General features: G+C 68.4%; 14 protein-coding genes and 1 pseudogene. 8 read left to right on the forward strand and 7 right to left on the reverse strand.

The window, feature by feature from the left end:
• Window positions 1–493: pseudogene (locus tag WBL06_RS05440) on the forward strand (hypothetical protein); the annotation flags it as partial.
• On the opposite strand, the gene treS reads toward WBL06_RS05440, so the two are convergent.
• Window positions 486–2,780 (reverse strand): maltose alpha-D-glucosyltransferase, encoded by a 2,295-nt coding sequence (gene treS / locus WBL06_RS05445; RefSeq protein ID WP_424454959.1) that lies wholly within the window; start codon window positions 2,778–2,780, stop codon window positions 486–488. The pseudogene WBL06_RS05440 and the gene treS sit on opposite strands and share 8 nt — an antisense overlap.
• A gap of 95 nt (window positions 2,781–2,875) precedes the next feature.
• Here treS and WBL06_RS05450 point away from each other — a divergent pair, with 95 nt between their 5' ends.
• The 6 genes from WBL06_RS05450 (at window position 2,876) to WBL06_RS05475 (ending at window position 11,384) form a co-directional block, all read left to right on the forward strand.
• Window positions 2,876–5,800 (forward strand): alpha-mannosidase, encoded by a 2,925-nt coding sequence (locus WBL06_RS05450; protein WP_424454960.1) that lies wholly within the window; start codon window positions 2,876–2,878, stop codon window positions 5,798–5,800.
• A complete protein-coding gene (locus tag WBL06_RS05455) occupies window positions 5,800–7,158 on the forward strand; it encodes an MFS transporter (protein WP_424454961.1) in 1,359 nt (452 codons plus the stop codon). The genes WBL06_RS05450 and WBL06_RS05455 overlap by 1 nt, the downstream gene beginning before the upstream one ends.
• 91 nt (window positions 7,159–7,249) lie before the next feature.
• A complete protein-coding gene (locus WBL06_RS05460) occupies window positions 7,250–8,299 on the forward strand; it encodes a sugar ABC transporter substrate-binding protein (protein WP_424454962.1) in 1,050 nt (349 codons plus the stop codon).
• 131 nt (window positions 8,300–8,430) lie between these two features.
• Entirely contained in the window at window positions 8,431–9,183 is a 753-nt protein-coding gene (locus WBL06_RS05465) for an ATP-binding cassette domain-containing protein (RefSeq protein ID WP_424454963.1), read from the forward strand.
• A complete protein-coding gene (locus WBL06_RS05470) occupies window positions 9,180–10,487 on the forward strand; it encodes a sugar ABC transporter permease (protein WP_424454964.1) in 1,308 nt (435 codons plus the stop codon). Before WBL06_RS05465 ends, WBL06_RS05470 begins: the two co-directional genes overlap by 4 nt.
• A 123-nt stretch (window positions 10,488–10,610) precedes the next feature.
• Complete coding sequence (locus WBL06_RS05475) at window positions 10,611–11,384, forward strand: isocitrate lyase/PEP mutase family protein (protein WP_424454965.1); 774 nt, start codon at window positions 10,611–10,613, stop codon at window positions 11,382–11,384.
• On the opposite strand, the gene WBL06_RS05480 is transcribed toward WBL06_RS05475, so the two are convergent.
• Window positions 11,377–11,802, reverse strand: a complete 426-nt coding sequence (locus WBL06_RS05480) for a GIY-YIG nuclease family protein (protein WP_424454966.1) — start codon at window positions 11,800–11,802, stop codon at window positions 11,377–11,379. The two genes, WBL06_RS05475 and WBL06_RS05480, sit on opposite strands and share 8 nt — an antisense overlap.
• Before the next feature lie 112 nt (window positions 11,803–11,914).
• On the opposite strand from WBL06_RS05480, the gene WBL06_RS05485 reads away from it, so the two are divergent.
• Window positions 11,915–12,178, forward strand: a complete 264-nt coding sequence (locus WBL06_RS05485) for a hypothetical protein (protein ID WP_424454967.1) — start codon at window positions 11,915–11,917, stop codon at window positions 12,176–12,178.
• Between the two features lie 131 nt (window positions 12,179–12,309).
• Here WBL06_RS05485 and WBL06_RS05490 read toward each other — a convergent pair whose 3' ends face one another.
• The 5 genes from WBL06_RS05490 to WBL06_RS05510 form a co-directional block, all read right to left on the reverse strand.
• Entirely contained in the window at window positions 12,310–13,005 is a 696-nt protein-coding gene (locus WBL06_RS05490; RefSeq protein ID WP_424454968.1) for an endonuclease/exonuclease/phosphatase family protein, read from the reverse strand.
• Between the two features lie 9 nt (window positions 13,006–13,014).
• On the reverse strand, window positions 13,015–13,179 hold the full coding sequence (locus WBL06_RS05495) for a hypothetical protein (RefSeq protein ID WP_424454969.1): 165 nt from the start codon (window positions 13,177–13,179) through the stop codon (window positions 13,015–13,017).
• Window positions 13,180–13,218: 39 nt separating this feature from the next.
• Window positions 13,219–13,542, reverse strand: a complete 324-nt coding sequence (locus WBL06_RS05500) for a hypothetical protein (protein ID WP_424454970.1) — start codon at window positions 13,540–13,542, stop codon at window positions 13,219–13,221.
• A 261-nt stretch (window positions 13,543–13,803) separates the two neighbouring features.
• The gene (locus tag WBL06_RS05505) at window positions 13,804–14,628 is read right to left on the reverse strand and encodes a carbohydrate ABC transporter permease (protein WP_424454971.1); all 825 of its coding nucleotides are present in this window, start codon (window positions 14,626–14,628) and stop codon (window positions 13,804–13,806) included.
• Window positions 14,625–15,569, reverse strand: coding sequence for a carbohydrate ABC transporter permease (locus WBL06_RS05510; RefSeq protein WP_424454972.1), 945 nt, complete (start codon window positions 15,567–15,569; stop codon window positions 14,625–14,627). Before WBL06_RS05510 ends, WBL06_RS05505 begins: the two co-directional genes overlap by 4 nt.
• Window positions 15,570–15,572 lie beyond the last annotated feature (3 nt).

The following is a 15,572-nucleotide window of genomic DNA, read 5'->3' on the forward strand; positions in this document are numbered from 1 at the left end:
CCGCCTGACCATCGCCTCCGCGGAGGTCGCGCCCGTCGCCGAGCGCCGAGCTGCCATCGACGCGATCTACCGCGCCGCCGCGAAGAGCGCCTGGCCGCGACTGCAGCGCGTGCACGGCGACCTGCACCTCGGGCAGGTGCTCGCCGTGCCCGGCGGGGGCTGGCGCATCGTCGACTTCGAAGGCGAGCCGCTACGCCCCATGAACGAGCGCAGCAACCCCGACCTGCCGCTGCGCGACGTCGCCGGGATGCTGCGCTCGTTCGACTACGCCGGCATCGTCGGCGGCGGCCCCGACGGCACCGCGTGGGCCGCCGAGGCCCGAACCGCCTTCCTCACCGCCTACGCGGCCGAGCCCGGATCGCCGCCGCTCGACGACATCCTGCTGCGCGCTCTGGTGCTCGATAAGGCCGTCTACGAGACCGTCTACGAAGCGCGTAACCGCCCCGACTGGCTGCCCATCCCGCTCGCCGGAATCGACGCCGCCCTTACCTGACCGACTCCGCGCTGACCCCGCCCTCGAGCGTCAGGAACAGCGCGCCGTAGGGCGGCAGGCTGACCTCGAAGCTCAGCAGATCGTCAACCTGGCCGATCGTCGCCCCCGTCTCGGCCGACACGACGTCGGCCAGCGGCACGAGGTGCGCCGAATGCACGGTGCCCTCGACCGGTTCCGGCGAGAAGTTGAGCACCGTCACCTGGATGGGCGCCTCGATCGTCGGGTCGCCGTCGTCGAGCCGGTGCACCATGACGAGCATCGCCGGATCGGCCACATCGGGGATGTCGACCTGGGATGCTGTCGCCACCCCAAGCTCACGCCGCACCTCGATGATGCGCGCCAGACGGGAAGCGAACGAGTCGGGGTCGTCGAGCTGCGCCGGCAGCGGCCCGTAGAGCGACCGCCCCCGGGGCATACCGGCCGCCGACCGAGTCGCGGCGGGGTCGACACCAAGCAGGTCGTGGGCGCCGCGCGCGATCCACCGGGTGTCGCCCGTCGCGACCAGATCGGCCACCTCGTCGGCCGGCACGGTGAGCATTCCGGTGAGATCCCACCCCGACAGCGCGAAGACCCCCGGCTGCCACGCGTTGTACGCGCACATCAGCAGGTGGGCGTCCCGGATGCCCGGCACGTCGGCGTCGGTGATCTCGTCGAGCGTCACGAACCCTCTCGTTGCCGCGATGAGTGACGCGCTCGTGCAGGCGATGCCGTTCTGGGTGAAGATGCGGTTGTAGTCGACCGACCCCGTGATCTGGTCGGCCAGGTCGGCGCGGATCTCCTCGGCGAGCTGCGCGCCGGGCACCTCCCGAAGCCGGAACCGGTACTTGTCGTCGCGGTGGCTCGCCCAGTGCACGAGCTCGTAGGTGAGTTCGTCGTGGTTCTGCAGGCCGTGCACCAGCCCGACGGGGGCGACCCCGAGTTCGAGCGAAGTGGTGAGCGCGAGCCGCAGGAACTCGGTCTGCCCGGTCGCGAGCGCGTGCTGGTAGCCGGGCCGGCCGATGAAGTCGTACGAGAGGTCGGCACCGACGGCGCCGGTGTCGCGGATGTCCTCGATCGTGAGGTTGAGCTCTTGGAAGGTGAAACCGCCGACCTTGCGCACCATCCCGGCGATGATGTGGTTCGCCGCGTGCGACAGCGGATGCCCTTCCGACCAGGCCGGCAGACCCTCGGCGCTCTTTTCGACGCCCAGGAACCCGTTGGCGTCGAGGCGCAGGGCGCTCGTGCCGAGTTCGCCCAGCGAGTGCAGGGCGTCGCCGATCACGAGCCGCATGCCGGCGAACGTCGGGTCGAGCCAGTTGATCGAGGGCTGGCCCTGCTTGAAGTAGTGCAGGTAGACCCAGCGTCGGCTGATGCCGTCGGTGCCGACCGCCGGGGCGGTGACACTCCAGTTCGTCTCCTTGACACCGGGGGTGTAGAAGATGACCCGCTGGAGGGCCCCGATGATGTACCCGCGCTCGGCGAGCACCTGTTCGGTCGCGGGGTCGAGGTTGACCGCATCCCGGCCCTCGGGCACCTCGGGCAGCAGCCCCCAGTCTTCGTGCGGGATCTCGACCATGTGGTAGATGCCGGGGTAGTCCTTGTAGCCCATCTCGGCGAGCCGGAAGTCGGCACCCATACCGGTGTGGCCCGGAACGATGTCGTCGATGATGCTGCCGCCGTGGGGGTCAGCGACGTCGCAGAGGCGCCGGAACTCCTCGTCGGTGCCGAAGGCGGGGTCGATCTCGGTGCTGATGCGGTCGAAGTGCCCGTCGATGCTGGGGGTCTCCTCCCAGCCGGAGATGCCTCCCGCGCGCTTGACCGGGCCGGTGTGCACCGCGGTGATGCCGATGCGCTCGAACACGCTCCACAGTTGCTCGTCGCCGAGGGCGGCGAGGAACGACTCGCCCGGTCGCGTGATCAGCGAGATCGGGTAGGCGGTGAACCACACGTCGCTCGTCGCGATCGCGCGCCGGGCGTCGGGTCGGGCGTAGGGATTGCGCCACATCGCCGGCTGCCCCGAGAGCTGACGGGCGAGCACGTCGGCATCCTTCAGCATCGACTGGCGCTCGAGCCAGTCGACGTACGACGGGTTGGTGCCGTTGGCGAGCCGCGGGTCGGTGGTGATCCGGCGTAGGCCCCCGGCGCGGAATTGATCGCGCGGACGCAGCGGCCGCGGCCGCGCCGGATAGCGCTGCTCGTCGTAGCTGATCTCGGGCGGTTCCGAGTCGATCAGCGGGTCGGGGTCATGCCCGGGAAGACTGATGGGACCCGTGTAGAGGTGTTCGTGCTCGTGCTCATCGAGGGGCATGTTCCGACGCTACGGGGCGCGGGCGTCCGGTGCCATCTCGACTCCGTTCTGAAGCGCCTGCTCGTCTACACAGGCGCGTACGTCATCCTTGAGGCGTGCGTCCTTTCGCGGAGTGGCTGGTGGGCCTCGCCGCGCAACAACCGCGGGAGTACCGCCGCCTCCTGCGCATCCGGCGCCGCATCTATCGCAAAATCGCGCCGTTGCGTGCCGAGGTGGTGTCGAGTGTCGAACCCATCCCGTTCGGCGAGATCCCGCACGGTAGGTTCCGACCGATCCACGCGGGCGGGAGTTGGGGCGGCGTGCTCGACAGCGCGTGGCTGCATCTCACGGGTGACGTGCCCCCGGGTGTGCGGAATCCGATCGTGATGCTCGGCATCCGCGGCGAGGGCCTCGTCTTCTCACCCGCCGGCGAGATCCTCGACGCCGTCACCACCGTGTTCCAACAGGGCGACCTGCCGCACAGCGGGGGCAGATACCGGCCGGTGCGACGGGTCGATCTCAGCGGGGGCCGCGTCGACCTGTACGCCGACGTCGCCTACAACGGCTGGCTCATCTTCCCCGTGGGGCGGGGGCGGTTCCACGGCGCTCATCTGGCGACTCGCGACAACGAGGCCTTCGCCCTCTACTACGACTATCTGACGCTGACGGTGCTCGCCCACGCGACCGAGGATGCCGCGCTCGCGCGGGAACTGCGGCGCGCGCTCGACGCCGCCTGGTCGGACTTCGAGGCTGGCGACAGCCGCGCGGCCCGCGCCGTGCTCGCCGTCCCCCTCGCCCACCCCTCGACCGACGACTTCGTCTACAGCGCCGTCGGGCACGGACACCTCGACATGGCCTGGCTGTGGCCGATCCGCGAGACACAGCGCAAGGCGGCGCGCACCTACTCGCGCGCACTTGCCACGATCGACGACCGGCCCGGCTACATCTACGGCACCTCGCAGCCGCAACAGCTGCAATGGATGAAGGAGCGGCATCCCGACCTCTACCGGCGCGTGAAGGATGCCGTCGCCGGCGGACGCCTCGAATTGCAGGGCTCGTTCTGGGTGGAGACCGACACCAACCTGCCGGGAGGCGAATCGCTCGTACGGCAGGCACTCGTCGGTCGCCGGTTCCTCCAACAGGAGTTCGGCCTCTCCGACGACGACCTGCGACTGTGCTGGCTGCCCGACACCTTCGGCTACACCGGGGCGCTGCCGCAGATTCTGAAGAAGAGCGGCATGGACTGGTTCCAGACCATCAAACTCGCCTGGAACAAGTTCAACGACCACCCGTACCGCACCTTCCACTGGGCCGGGATCGACGGCTCGACGGTGCTCGTTCACATGCCGCCCGAGGGCGACTACAACTCGCGCGGAGCCGCCGACGGCCTGCTGCTCGGTCTGAAGCGATACCCGGAGAAGGAGCTCGGCGCGGCGCTGCTCGTCTACGGCTCCGGCGACGGCGGCGGCGGGCCGGGCGAGATCCACCTCGAGGTGACGAGCCGGGAACGCGACCTGCGCGGGCTGCCCCAACTCGAGTACTCGCGGGCGAGCGACTTCTTCCGCAAGCTCGAGACCCTCGACGTCACGCATCGGTACGACGGCGAGCTGTACCTCGAAGCCCACCAGGGCACCTACACGACGAACGCCGATATCAAGAAGTACAACCGCATCGCCGAGCGGAAGCTGCATGACGCCGAGGCCCTCGCTGCGCTCACCGGCCGGCCGACGCGCGACGATCTGGAACCACACTGGCGCGACGTGCTGCTGCAGCACTTCCACGACATCCTGCCCGGGTCGTCGATCGAGCGGGTCACGCGCGAGTCGGTGGAGACTCTTACCCGCGTCGGCGACGAACTGGATGCCTACGCCGCCGCCCGCCTCGCCGAACTGCGCCGTGTCGGCCACGAGCCGGCCGCCCTCAACCTCACCGGCATCCCGCGCGACGAACACGTGCGGGTCGGCGACTCCTGGTTCCGCGCACGGGTCGACCCCTACGCCGCGACGGCGCTCGAACCCGTGCCCGACCACCCCGAGCTCCAGGCGAGCGACGACACGCTCGGCAATGGCATCCTGACCCTGCGGTTCGGCCCGACCGGCGAGATCGCGTCGTGCGTCGATGCCGACGGGACGGAGCACGCGCGCGACGGGCTGGGCCGCCTGGTGCTGCACCGCGACCCGCGACAGTGGCCGTGGGATGCCTGGGACATCGGGCAGGGCTACCTGAAACGCACGCCTCGCACGCTGCGCCCGGCGACGGTGTCGAGTGAGGTCGACGGCCCGACCGCGGTGCGCACCCAGGTCTACCGGTTCGGCCGATCGCGCCTCGTGCAGCGGATCATCGTCGAGGCGGGCAGCGAGCTGGTGCGGTTCGAGACGCGCGTCGACTGGCGAGAGCGGCACCGGATGCTGCGCGCCGACTTTCGCCCGACGCACTACGGCGACACGTCCAAGAGCGAGATCCAGTTCGGGCACATCGTGCGACCGACGACCGAGAACGGGCCCGTCGAGGCCGCGCAGTTCGAGGTCTGCGCCCACAAGTGGATCGCAACCGAAACCCCCGACGGCGGTTTCGCCGTTCTGAACGACTCGAAGTATGGGCACCGCGCGAAGTCAGGGCTGCTCTCGCTCGCCCTGCTGCGCTCCCCGACGTTCCCCGACAAGACCGCCGACCGCGGCATCCACACCGTCACCTACGCGTTCCGCGCGTTCGCTCCGGGCGACCTGACGGCGGTCATCCGCGACGGCTACCGGCTCAACAACCCGCTGCGGATCGAGCCCGGGGTGTCACTGCCCTCCTTCGCCTCCGTGAGCGACCCGGGTGTCATCATCGAGACGATCAAGCCGGCCGAGAGCGGCGAGGGGGTGGTGGTGCGGATGTACGAGAGCCTCGGTCGTGCGACCGTGACGGCGCTGCGCCTTTCGAGCCCCGCGACGCGTGCCACGGTCACCGACCTGCTCGAGCGGCCCCAGCATCCCGCCGACCTCGACCGCCTCGAACTCGGCCCCTTCGAGATCCTGACGATCCATCTGGAGACCTGATGACTTTCCCGCCGGCAACGACGCCCCGCACAGTTCGCCCCGACCCGAGCCGCCGCGCGCAGAGCGTCGCGATCGTGACGGCGGCGTTCGGGCAGAACCTCGTCTATGCCACCGTCACCACCTTCCTGCTGTTGTACCTGGTGCAGTACGCGAAGATCAGCACCGCCGGCATCGCGGTCGTCACGGTCGTACTCACGGTGGCGCGCATCATCGACGCGATCGCCGACCCGGTGGTCGGCAGCCTCATCGACATGACCCGCACCCGTTGGGGGAAGCTGCGGCCGTTCATCCTGTTCTCCGCAGGTCCCGTGGCGATCTTCTCGGCCCTGCTGTTTGCCGTGCCCGACGCCGAGGAACCGGTGCAACTCTGGTACTTCGCGATCGGTTACCTCATCTGGGGTCTCGTCTATGCGGCGTGCGACGTGCCGCTCTGGGGGCTCATCGGGTCGGCCTTCCCTGAGAAGAAGCAGCGCGCGCGGGTCATCGGCAACGTGCGCGCGCTCGGGGCGATCGCGCTCGGGCTCACCACGCTCGGGATGCCCTATCTGGCCAAGGCGCTCAGCTTCGCGCCCGAGACCACCGGGTCGGGATGGTCGCTCGCGGTCACCATCGTCGTGGTGATCGGCATGGGCCTCTTCCTGCTCGCGTTCTTCGTGCCCCGCGAGAAGGTCATCACCACCGACCCGCTGAGCTTCCGGCAACTGTTCGCGGCGCTGTTCGACAACAAGCCGCTGCTGTCGGTGCTCGCGGGTTCGGTGCTCGGTGCCGGCCGCTACGTGGTGCAGGCCGGTGGCGCGGTCTTCGTCGTCATCGCGTACAACGACGAGACCGTCTTCACGATCGTTGGCGCCGGAATCATCGGCGGCATGGTGATCGCCTCGCTGACCACCCCGCTGCTGATGCGGCGCTTTTCCGGGCGCACCCTCATCCTGTTCAGCAGCTTCGCCGGCGCTGCCGTCTACATCGCAATGTACGTCGTGGGTTTCGAGAACCTCCTGGTGATGACGTCGTTCATCTTCCTCACCGGCCTGCTGCTCGGCGTGTTTCTCGTGTCGCAGACCACGATGATCGCGGATGCCGTCGACCGCGCCGAAGAGACCACCGGCGTCCGCAACGACGGCATCTCGTTCGCGACGCTGACCTTCGTGACGAAGGTGATGAGCGCCCTCTCGGTGCTGCTTTTCGGCATCTTCGTCGTGCTCGCCGGGTACGAGGAAGGGGTCGTCGTGACCCCCGAGATGCAACACACGGTGTGGATCGCGATCACCCTCGTGCCTGCGGCATCCTGCCTGTTGTCGGCGATCCCGTTCTGGCGCTATCGGCTCGAAGCAGAAAGTTACTCAACCGTTACCGAATAAGTTCGCTCTCACGACAAACTGGGATCACCTCGCCGACGACGACGAGGTACCACGAGGGGTCACCTCACTTTCGATGAAGAAGGGGAGAACCGTGAAGCGTGCTTCATTGATCTCCGTCGTTGCGATGGCAAGCCTTTCGGCCATCGCTCTGGCTGGCTGTGCGAGCGGGAACGGCGGTGGCGACGCGACGGCAACGCGCGCCTGCGTCATCCTGCCCGACGCCGCGTCATCCCCCCGCTGGGAGACGCTCGACCGCAAGTACCTGCAGGAAGGCCTGGAGGCCGCCGGCTTCGAGGTCGACATCCAGAACGCGCAGGGCGACACCAACAAGTACGCGACCATCGCCGACCAGCAGCTCACGCAGGGCTGCGGCGTCATGCTGCTCGTCGACCATCAGGGGGCCGGTGCCGGCGTCGCCGAGAAGGCGTCCGCTGAAGGTATCCCGGTCATCGCCTACGATCGTCCGATCGCCGGTGCCGACTACTACGTGTCGTTCGACAACTTCCAGGTCGGCGCGCTCGAAGGGCAGTCGATCGTCGACGGCCTCGAGGCGGCCGGCAAGGATCCCGCCACGGCGGTCGTCGTCTACATGGGCGGTGACCCGGCCGACGGCAATGCCGCGATGTTCCGCGCCGGTGCCGTGAGCGTCATGGAGGAAGCGGGCATCACCGCCGCCGCCGAGCCGCCCGGAATCTGGGATGGCGACGTGTCGGCGACCAACTTCGAGCAGGCGCTGACCTCGCTCGGTGGCCAGGTCGACGCGGTCTGGGCTGCCAACGACACCAACGCGGCGGGCGTCATCACGATCCTCGACAAGAACGGCCTCACCGTTCCGGTCTCGGGTCAGGATGCGTCGATCGCCGGCCTGCAGAACGTGCTTCTCGGCAAGCAGACCGCCACGGTCTACAAGCCGGTGAAGCTCGAGGCCGACGCCGCCGTCGAGACCGCGGTCGCACTGCTCAAGGGCGAGACCCCGGAAGCCGACCAGGAGCTCGAAGACGGAACGCCGTACATCGCGGTCGACCCGGTTCTCGTCGGACCAGACCAGGTGAAGGACGTCGTCGACGCCGGTGACGCCGCGGTGGCGGAACTGTGCACGGGCGACGTCGCCGCGAAGTGTGAAGAATACGGGATCAGCTGATCTAGCTGGACTCAGTGAAGTACCGGGGCTCCGGGCTAGGCCACACGGCCGAACCCGGGGCCCCGGCTACATCCCGGCAGGTGTACGGTCGCGTCAGGCGCGAACACAGACGTTCGAAAGGAACAACAGGCATGGATGTGCCGATCATCGAGTTGACCGGAGTCATCAAGAGCTTCGGGCCCGTGAGCGTGCTCAAGGGAGTCGACCTCAAGGCCTACCCGGGCAAGGTCACCGCCCTCGTCGGAGACAACGGTGCCGGCAAGTCGACCCTCATCAAGGGGCTCGCCGGTGTACAGCCCTACGACGCGGGCAGCGTGCGGTTCGACGGCGAAGAAGTGGTGCTGCACACGCCGCGTCAGGCCGCCGCCCTCGGCATCGAGGTCGTGTACCAAGACCTGGCGCTGAGCGACAACCTCGACATCGTTCAGAACATGTTCCTCGGTCGGGAAGAGACCAAATGGGGCACCTTCGACGAAGGCCTCATGGAGAAGGAAGCCTCCGACACCCTGCGCTCGCTCTCGGTGCGCACCGTCAAGTCGGTGCGGCAGAAGGTCTCGTCGCTCTCCGGCGGCCAGCGGCAGACGGTCGCGATCGCCCGCGCCGTGCTCAAGAAGGCGCGCGTCGTCATCCTCGACGAACCAACCGCCGCCCTCGGCGTCGCCCAGACCGAGCAGGTGCTCAACCTGGTGAAGCGACTCGCCGAGCAGGGCGTTGCCGTCATCATCATCAGCCACAACCTCGCCGACGTCTTCGAGGTCGCCGACTACATCAGCGTGCTCTACCTGGGTCAGATGGTCGCGGAGCTCGAGACCGGGAGGACGTCGCGTGACGACGTCGTCGGCTACATCACGGGAACGAAGACCTTCGAGGGAGCCCCGGCATGAGCCACCAGCACGACGGCACGGCGACCGGTCACCTGCCGGCGGCAACCGACCTCATCGGCAGCGGCCAGGAGGGCTCGCTCGGCGACCAGGTGAAGGCTTGGTTGCAGCGCGTGCGCGGCGGCGACATGGGCGCCTTGCCCGCAGTCGGCGGCTTCATCGTCCTGAGCATCATGTTCTCGATCCTCAGCCCGTTCTTCCTCACTGAACGCAACTTCGCCAACCTCATGACCCAGGCCGCGACGCTCGTCATGCTGGGCATGGCGCTGGTCTTCGTCATCCTGCTCGGTGAGATCGACCTGTCCGCCGGGGTGACCGCCGGCGTCTCGGCGGGCATCTTCATCGTGCTGATCAACGTGCAGGGCATCAACTGGATCGTGGCACTCGTCGTCGCGTTCGCCGTCGGCCTCGTGATCGGCACGTTCATCGGGTTCTTCGTCGCGAAAGTCGGCATCCCCTCGTTCGTGGTCACCCTGGGTCTCTTCCTCGGCTTGCAGGGCGTGCAGCTCATCGTCATCGGATCGGGCGGCCTGTACCGCGTGCAGGTTCCTGAGATCCTGGCGATCCAGAACAAGAACCTGCCGGGTTGGGCAGGCTGGGCACTGCTCGCGATCGTGATCGCGATCTCTGCCGCGACGTCCTTCTGGGATCGCGCCCGGCGGGCCCGCGCGGGGGTGCCGAATCGCACCGTCGCGCTGGTCTTCGCCAAGCTCGGCGCCATCCTCGTGCTCGGTGGCCTCGCGGTCTTCCTGCTCAACCGCAACCGCGGTCAGGCCGGCACGGTGCTCAACGGCGAGACGATCGGCGGCAACATCGTCGTGGGCGTGCCGATCGTCGTGCCGCTCGTGCTCGCGATTCTCTGGGCGGGCACCTTCGTACTCGACCGCACCAAGTACGGCCGCTACATCTACGCGATCGGCGGCAACGCCGAAGCCGCACGACGCGCGGGCATCAAGATCGTGTTCATCCGTTGGACCGCATTCATGGTGTGCTCGACCCTCGCCGTCGTCGCCGGCATCTTCTCGATCTCGAAAGTGGGATCGGTGGATGCCACCACCGGTCGCGATCTCGTGCTCTCGGGTGTGGCAGCAGCTGTCGTCGGCGGGGTGAGCCTGTTCGGCGGACGCGGCCGCCTCATCCACGCCGCCGTCGGCGCGCTCGTGATCGCCGTCATCACCAACGGCCTCGGCCTGCTCAACTTGCCGGCCGGCGTGAACTACGCCGTCACCGGTGGCGTGCTGATCCTCGCGGCGACCGTCGACGCGGTCTCGCGCAAGCGCGCCGGCGGGTCGGTTCTGCGAACCTGACCCTATTCGTCGGTCGAGTAGCCGCGCAGCGGCGTGTCGAGACCATCGCCGCAGGTCTCGACACGCGCCCTTCGGGCGCTACTCGACCACCGAGGGATCGGGGCGCCGAGCTAGCCTCGAAGGATGAGCACGAACGAGAAGGCCCTGGCGCTGGGGGCGCTGCACGAAGCCCCCGAGATCCTGCGGGTCGTCAACGTCTGGGATGCCATCAGCGCGAAGGTCGTCGCCGACCTGCCCGGCACGAAGGCACTCGCGACGGCGGGACATTCGATCGCCGCGAGCCGCGGATACAAAGACGGCGGGATGCCGCTCGACGTGGCGCTCGATGGAGCGCGCATCATTGCCGAAGCGGTCGACTTGCCCGTGTCAGCCGACCTCGACGACGGGTACGACGACCCGGCCGAGACCATCCGCCGCGCGATCGGTTTCGGCATCGTCGGGGCGAACGTCGAAGACCGGATGCGACCCTTCGACGAGTCGGTCGCCCGCGTCGCCGCGATCACGGCCGCCGCCGAGAAGGAGGGGGTCGCCTTCCAGCTCAACGCCCGAACGGATGCCCTCACGCCGCGCAGCGGCGACATCCCGCTGGAACAGAAGATCGCCGAGGCCATCGCCCGCGGCAAGGCGTTCCTCGACAACGGCGCGGCTCTCGTGTTCGTGCCAGGGGGCCATCCGGGGGAGGTCGTGGAACAGCTGGTCGCCGGTATCGGTCGAGGCAGGGTCTCGGTGATCGGGTCTCCGGGGGCGCTGCCTGCCGCCGAGTACGAAGCCCTCGGGGTGGCGCGCATCTCTTACGGGCCTTTCACCCAGCGCGTGGCGCTGCGGGCGCTCCGCGATCTCGCCACCGACCTCTACGGCACCGGCGTCATCCCCGAGGACACCCCCGCGCTCAACTGAGCCCGCGGAGGGCATCCGCCAGCCAGCGTGCGTGTACGTGCCACGGGTCGCGGCCACCGGCGAGCGCCTCGATGTGCGTGCGCAGCGGTGGGGTGAGCGCGAACCACTCGGAGGTGCCGAGCCGGTCGTCGGCGAACTCCGCGTGACGGGAACGCTCGACCGTGCGATCCCCGAGCTCGAACGCGAGCACCTCTTCGTGCAACAGCGCGCCGAACCGCTGGCGCGGGTTGAACGTCGTGCCGATCTTCACGCGCTCGCCGAACCGCAGGTAGTAGACGACGTCGACGCGCGGCAACGGCAGCCCGGGGTCGATGTACTCCCCGACCCGCCAGCCGCACACCGCGCACACCCACCCGGTCGGGGTGCGCACGCCCGAGCGCGACCCGCACACGCGACACGGGGACTCGAGGGCATCCACCCCACCATCGTCGCCCCGTCCGCCGACGATGCAAACCGTGCCGCGCTCGTCAAGCCCTCAGGCCCCATCGGCGGTGCGGCGTAACGTCGAGGCCTACCCCAAGGAGGATTCCATGTACGGCAAATTGCTCTTCGTCGCCGGGCTCGGCGTCGGCTACCTCGTCGGAACGAGCCGCGGGCGCAAAGACTACGAGGTGCTGCGTCGCCGGGCGAGCGAGATCTGGCTCGATCCCCGCGTGCAGCGAGCCGCGAAGCAAGCCACCGACGCGGTCGAGAAGAACGTGCCGATGGGCGAAAAGGTCACCGAAGCCGTGGATGCCGCCACCACATCGGCGCGCGCGAACGTCAGGCCTTCTGGCAGCGCTGCCGCTTCGTGACCGATCCCGCCCTCGCCCGCCGATGGATCGACGCACGTCGGCGGGCGGTGCGGGAACGGCTCACGGATGCCGAGACGCGCCTCGCCGCGGTGCACGATGTGCGTCCCGTGCGCCGACGGGCGGGGCTGACTTCAGGCGGCGGCGTCGCCGGCCTCGGCTTCGCGATACGACGAGGTCACGACAATCGGCAGATGATCGGACGCCCCGCGCGGCAGCGTCTCGATGCCGTGGATCGTCATGCCGGCGCTCGTCGCGAAGTCGAAGTGCCCGCGCACGACCTTGTACCGGGTGTAGGTACGCGCGTCGCTGAGGGTGAGGTCGTAGCCGCCCTTCAGCATCCTCGTTCCGAGTCGCGCCTTGCCGAGCGGGTAGTTGTAGTCACCCACCATCAGTGTCGGCAGCCCGGGACCCAACACGCGAAGCAGCTCGTGCGCCGAGGCGATCTGGTGTCGGCGCAGCGAGTTGAGCGCCGTGAGCGGTGAGGCGTGGAACGACGCCACGAGCAGTTCGCGGTCGTGCTCGACATCCCGCAGCCGCACCGCGAGCAACCGCTCGTGCGCGGGAGAGGCGATGCGGTCGTGCCACCCCTTCTTCAGCGCGAACGCCTTCGTCTCGAGCGACTCGAACCGATCGCGGCGGTGGTAGATCGCGAGCCCCAGCCGGTTGCGGTGCGTCGAGTCGGCGAGATGCAGCGGGCCGAGCTCAGCGGGCAGCGCGGTGGTCAGCGCCTCTTGAAGGCAGAGGATGTCGAGGTCGAACGCCTTGGTGAGGGCGACCAGCTCTCCCGCGGCCTTGTGCTTCTCGAGGTTGTAGCTGAGCGTGCGCACCCTTCGACGCTACCCCTCGTCGATCGTCGCCCGTACGTCAGAGACCGTGAAGCCGTACCGCGCAGCGACGCTCGGCAGTTCCTTCAAACCCGCATCCACTGCGGCCTGGATCGTTGCCTTGTCGGTCGCGTCGCCGCTCACGGTGAGAGTGGCGTTGACGGTGTACTCGGTCATCGGTGTTCTCCTTCGTTTCTCGTACGCGTCGGTTCACATTCAGATCCAGTAGTCGACGAAGATCGCGACGATGCACAGGGTGGGCGCGATGAGGAAGAGCAGGATGCCGGCGCGGCTGAGCGCGGTGATGATCGCTGCGGAGCGGCGCGGTAGGGTCGCGAGGCCCAGGAGCGCCAGCGCGAGGCCGCCGAGGATGGCGCCCGCCCAGAACAGCGGCTCGATGCGGTTGTCCAAGGTGCCGCCGCCCCAGCCGGCGATGGTGATGCCGGCGACCACGACGGCCGCGGCGACCACTGCGGCCGCGAAGAGCACGACCGCTTTGCGTTCAGCCCGAACGACGTCGTCGACGAGTTCATCGCCCATGGCTACTGCTCGTCGGAGCCGTCGTGCAGCGGCTCGGCAGGGCCGCCCGAGGCGGTGTCCTGCTCCGTCTCGGGGTTGTGGCTTTCTTGCTGGTTCGGAGGTTGGCGAATGTCAGACATGCCTCCACGGTAGGTCGGCCCGCCGTCCGTCGCGCAGGGGTTGACGCCAGTGGCTTCGCGGTGTCAGCGCGTCAGATCGTCGAGCCGGCGTCGGGGTCGCTGATTTGACGCAGCCAGAACAGCAGCCCGGGCGTCCGTCGGATCAGTCCTTCAGTGCCCCGCCGGTCAGGCCGCTGGCGATGTAACGCTGCGCGAAGACGAGCAGGATGAGCGCCGGCACCGAGGCGATCACCGCGGTCGCCATCACGCCGTTCCAGTTCGTCGACTGCGCGCCGATGAATCGGAACAGCGACAAGGTGAAGGGCACCAGCTCGTTTCCCGTGGTCAGCGATCGGGCGAAGATGAAGTCGCCCCAGGCGAACAGGAACGAGAACAGCGCGCTCGTGACGATCGCGTTCCGGCTGAGCGGGATGACGATCGCGACCAGCACCCGCAGTGGGCCGGCGCCGTCGATGCGGGCCGCTTCGAGCAACTCGTCGGGGATGCGCGAGATGAACGCACGCAGCACGATCACCGACAGTGGCACGGCCGCGGTCGCGTTCGCCAGGATCAGGCCCGGGTAGGTATTGATGAGGCCGATGCGCGCGTAGAGCGCGAAGAGCGCCATCGTGAGCACCACCGCCGGCAGCAGTTGCGCGATGAGCAGGGTGAACATCACCACTCCGCCGCCGCGCACCCGCAACTTGCCCATCGCGTAGGCGGCTGGGATCGAGATCAGCAGCGCCAACACGGCGGTGCCCAGGCCGATGGCGATGCTCGTCATGAGGCTGGGCACCTGGCTCGACAGCGCGGACGTGTAGCCGGCGAGCGTCGGGTTCGCGGGAAATAGCGCCGGCCAGGGGCTCAACAGCTCGTTGCTCGGGGTGAGCGAGACGTTCACCATCCAGTAAAGCGGAAAGAGCATGATCGCCAGGATCGTGACGCCGAACACCGTGTTCATCGCCCGCCGCAGCCGGCTGTCTCTCACGAGTTCGCCTCCCGTCGCACGACGCGCAGGTAGATGAGGCCGAAGATCAGCGCGACGACGACGAGGATCTGGGCGACAGCCGAGCCCATTCCGAGGGCGCGATCACCTTCGAACGCCCACTGGTACGACCACGTCGCGAGGGTGTGCGAGCTGTTGACGGGGCCGCCCCGCGTGATGATCCAGATGATGTCGAAGGCCTTGAGGGTGTAGACCAGCCCGAGCAGCAGGGTGACCGCGGTGACCGGCCACAGCAACGGCATGGTGATCGAGATGAACGACCGCCACGAAGTCGCGCCGTCGATCGCCGCCGCTTCGTAGACGGTGTCGGGGATGTTCTGAAGCCCGCCGTAGAGCATCACCATGTTGAACGGGATGCCGAGCCAGATGTTGGCGATGATGACGGCCACCAGGGCGAGCTGGGGGGTCGAGATCCAGCCGATGTCGGTGCCGGCGAACAGGCCGGCGTTGATGATGCCGTAGTCCTGGTGGAACATCCACCGCCAGGTCGTCGCCGAGACGACCACCGGCAACAACCACGGCACGAGCACGAGCGATCGCAACACGATCGAGAGCGGGAACCGTCGGGTGAAGAAGACGGCGAGCGCCAACCCGACCACGTACTGCACCGCGAGGGAAACCACGGTGAACACGACCGTCTGCCAGGCGACGGCGGCGAAATCCGGGTCGGCGAAGATCTCGAGGTAGTTGCCGAAGCCGATGAACGGCGCTTCGCCGGTGACGAACGAACGGGTCGTCCAGTCCTGGGTCGACAGGATGGCCGCGCGAACCAGCGGCACGATCAGGAAGATCGCGATGAAGATCACGACCGGGAGCAGGAACGCCAGCCCTGCGACCGTCGTCGCGGGTGCCACCGCCCGGCGCCGGGTGGGACTCATGTGAGCCTCACCCGGCGTCGGGCGTTGGGGGACTACATGCGTCATCGG

This window comes from Pseudolysinimonas sp. (assembly GCF_049651805.1).
Taxonomy (GTDB): domain Bacteria; phylum Actinomycetota; class Actinomycetes; order Actinomycetales; family Microbacteriaceae; genus Pseudolysinimonas_A.

Coding starts and splice junctions, on each gene's coding strand:
- treS (WP_424454959.1), bottom strand. CDS start 2,780: ATGCCCCTCGATGAGCACGAGCACGAACACCTCTACACGGGTCCCATC.
- WBL06_RS05455 (WP_424454961.1), top strand. CDS start 5,800: ATGACTTTCCCGCCGGCAACGACGCCCCGCACAGTTCGCCCCGACCCG.
- WBL06_RS05465 (WP_424454963.1), top strand. CDS start 8,431: ATGGATGTGCCGATCATCGAGTTGACCGGAGTCATCAAGAGCTTCGGG.
- WBL06_RS05470 (WP_424454964.1), top strand. CDS start 9,180: ATGAGCCACCAGCACGACGGCACGGCGACCGGTCACCTGCCGGCGGCA.
- WBL06_RS05475 (WP_424454965.1), top strand. CDS start 10,611: ATGAGCACGAACGAGAAGGCCCTGGCGCTGGGGGCGCTGCACGAAGCC.
- WBL06_RS05485 (WP_424454967.1), top strand. CDS start 11,915: ATGTACGGCAAATTGCTCTTCGTCGCCGGGCTCGGCGTCGGCTACCTC.
- WBL06_RS05495 (WP_424454969.1), bottom strand. CDS start 13,179: ATGACCGAGTACACCGTCAACGCCACTCTCACCGTGAGCGGCGACGCG.
- WBL06_RS05500 (WP_424454970.1), bottom strand. CDS start 13,542: ATGGGCGATGAACTCGTCGACGACGTCGTTCGGGCTGAACGCAAAGCG.
- WBL06_RS05510 (WP_424454972.1), bottom strand. CDS start 15,569: ATGACGCATGTAGTCCCCCAACGCCCGACGCCGGGTGAGGCTCACATG.